This is a genomic window from Zwartia vadi, assembly GCF_030410375.1.
In the GTDB taxonomy this organism is placed as follows: domain Bacteria; phylum Pseudomonadota; class Gammaproteobacteria; order Burkholderiales; family Burkholderiaceae_B; genus Zwartia; species Zwartia vadi.
Genome location: NZ_JAUHHE010000032.1, coordinates 1 through 3107, shown reverse-complemented (window position 1 = coordinate 3107; position 3107 = coordinate 1). Strand labels below are relative to the sequence as shown.

General features: G+C 52.5%; 1 protein-coding gene and 2 tRNA genes. 1 reads left to right on the top strand and 2 read right to left on the bottom strand.

The annotated features are described in order from the left end of the window. Positions 1–167 precede the first annotated feature (167 nt). Positions 168–243 (bottom strand) — tRNA-Asn (locus QWY27_RS15150). Between the two features lie 45 nt (positions 244–288). Further along, positions 289–2754 carry a YgiQ family radical SAM protein gene (locus tag QWY27_RS15145; RefSeq protein WP_290199271.1) on the bottom strand — a complete coding sequence of 822 codons (2466 nt, stop codon included), beginning with the start codon at positions 2752–2754 and terminating at the stop codon, positions 289–291. 133 nt (positions 2755–2887) lie between these two features. On the opposite strand from QWY27_RS15145, the gene QWY27_RS15140 reads away from it, so the two are divergent. After that, positions 2888–2963, top strand: a tRNA-Thr gene (locus QWY27_RS15140). Positions 2964–3107: the final 144 nt, after the last annotated feature.

The window sequence follows — 3107 nt, the reverse complement described above, 5'->3', positions numbered from 1 at the left end:
CCGTACTTGGAAGCAAGCCTTTTGTAGCCTCCGCCACCTGCTAAGTAATCATGAACTACTGATCTTTTAAATTCCTTTTCGTACTTCGCCATGAAAAACACCCCAAGAGTTGGATGGGTGTCCAACTCTTGGGGTGCAGTTCACTAAGGCTGCTTTTTTCATGTACTTGGCTCCCCGAGCTGGGCTCGAACCAGCGACCTGCGGATTAACAGTCCGTCGCTCTACCGACTGAGCTATCAGGGAACAGACCAAAAGTATAGCACAAGAAAATATGGTTGCGCCAGTACGTTACTTCCTTGGCGGTAGACCGGTATGTTGGGTGAGCATCCGTCCTGCGCGAACCTGCTTAGCCGAACGTCCAGGGGTCGCTGACTTGCCCGCCACGCTTGGCTGTCCGGGCTTCAAAGCATGTTGAGAGACAGGTGATTTCACCCCGAATTTTACGGGTCTGGAGGGCTGGCCCGAGCGAACAGGCTGGGTAGTTTTCAACCCTCTTGGACCACTTGCTTCTGTACTGTTCTTGCGCCGAACGCTGGTATAGCTACCATCCGTTTGCGGCTGATGAAAAGGGATCAGATGCTTTTTACCGTTACCAATTAAATCCGCTCGACCCATCGCTTTCAGCGCCTCGCGTAGGAGTGGCCAGTTGTTGGGATCGTGATAGCGCAAAAAGGCCTTATGCAAGCGACGGCGTCGGTCTCCCCGCACGATATCAACCGTTTCACTCTCTCGTGTCACCCGACCCAAGGGGTTTCGGCCGGAGTGATACATGGCGGTTGCCGTTGCCATCGGACTCGGATAGAAAGTTTGCACTTGGTCTGCGCGAAAACCATGACTCTTGAGCCACAAGGCTAGATGCATCATGTCCTCATCAGCGGTACCGGGATGCGCGGCAATGAAGTATGGAACCAGAAATTGCTTTTTGCCGGCTTCTTGGCTGAACTTGTCGAACAACTGCTTAAAGCGATCGTAGCTTCCGATACCTGGCTTCATCATCTTGGACAGTGGTCCCATCTCGGTATGCTCAGGCGCGATCTTTAGATAGCCACCTACGTGATGCGTCACAAGCTCCTTGATGTACTCGGGCGATTTAACCGCCAGGTCATAACGCAAACCGGAGCCAATCAGGATTTTTTTCACGCCTTTTAACGCGCGAGCGCGTCGATACATATGGATGAGCGAGCTGTGATCCGTATTCAGATTTTGGCAAACATCGGGATAGACGCAACTTGGCTTACGACAGGCCGATTCAATCTCTGGACTCTTGCAACCGATGCGATACATATTGGCGGTTGGGCCACCCAGATCTGAAATCACACCAGTAAAGCCGGGCACCTTGTCGCGAATATCTTCGATTTCGCGGATAACAGAGTCCTCGCTGCGGCTCTGAATAATCCGACCCTCATGCTCAGTGATTGAACAAAAGGTACAGCCACCAAAACAGCCGCGCATGATGTTCACGCTAAAACGGATCATCTCCCATGCGGGAATTTTAGTGGCACCATCATGGCTTCCGTTTTCGTCTGCGTACACAGGATGGGGACTGCGGGCGTAGGGTAAATCGAACACCAAATCCATCTCAGCTGTAGTCAAAGGGATCGGAGGAGGATTGATCCAGACATCGCGCGCCGTCCTCCCCTCGCCATGAGCCTGCACAAGTGCGCGGGCATTGCCGGGGTTGGTCTCTAGATGGAGCACGCGATTAGCGTGTGCATACAGGACGGGGTCAGACTTGACCTGCTCATAGGAAGGCAGTCGGATGACACTCCGATCACGGGGTGGTACTTTGAGTTTGCCTTTGACTTGCAGGGAGGGGTTTGGCTGAAAGACAAGTGGTGACTCGCTTTTGCCACCCTTGCCAACAGGCTTTCCATTTTTAGTTGCCTGTTTGGCATTCACCTCATTAGCGACCGCACGAGCCTCGTCGTTCCGCGCGCACGTCTCGCCCTGCTCCAGAGCCTGCTCGCTGATCATTAGATAGGGATTGACGTGCGCCTCCACCCTTCCGGGCGCGTCAACGCTTGTCGAGTCAATCTCAAACCAGCCCTCTGGAGTTTCTCGGCGAACAAAAGCCGTACCCCGAACATCTGTAATCTGTTGAACAGGTTCCTTGGCGGCTAAGCGGTGCGCGATCTCAACGACGGCACGCTCAGCATTTCCATACAAAAGCAAGTCGCACTTGCTATCAACCACCACCGAGCGACGGACCTTGTCAGACCAATAGTCGTAGTGAGCGATCCTTCGCAATGACCCCTCAATCCCACCCAACACAATTGGCACGTCTTTATAGGCTTCTTTACAGCGCTGGGTATAAACAATCGCCGCGCGATCAGGACGTTTGCCCCCGACATCGCCTGGGGTATAGGCATCGTCACTACGCATCTTTCGATCAGCCGTATAGCGGTTGATCATTGAGTCCATGTTGCCCGCGGTCACGCCAAAAAATAAATTTGGCTTGCCCAGGGCTTTAAAGGGCTCAGCGCTTTGCCAGTCAGGCTGCGCAATGATGCCCACTCTGAAGCCTTGATTTTCAAGCATTCGGCCAATCACAGCCATTCCGAAACTCGGATGATCCACATAGGCGTCACCCGTGACAATAATGATGTCACAGCTATCCCAGCCAAGCTGCGTCATCTCATCGCGGCTCATCGGCAGAAAAGGGGCCACGCCAAAGCGAGAGGCCCAGAACTTTCGATAGCTGCTCAGGGGTTTTGCGTTGCGGGGGAAAAGGGAAACGTCGGCATAGGTGGTCATATCCCTACTATTATCCTAGTAATTACCCCTACAAACAAGGTTTGCCTCAAAACCCATAAGGTCTTCAGTCCGCTAAAGTCCTCAAAATCCAGCAAAATGAGGCCATTCTCGCTCTGCTATAATTTTTTTCTATGCCGATGTAGCTCAGTTGGTAGAGCAGCTCATTCGTAATGAGAAGGTCGACAGTTCGATTCCGTTCATCGGCACCAGGAGTACAAAAGAGTCGGGCTCTACTCCATTATCGGGGGATGAGCAGTATTCATTAAATATCAGTACTCATTAAACACGGCTAAATACGCCGTTCCAACCGCAGTGGGCCAAGACCCTGAGCCGGTAATTCTCAAAGTTCCTAA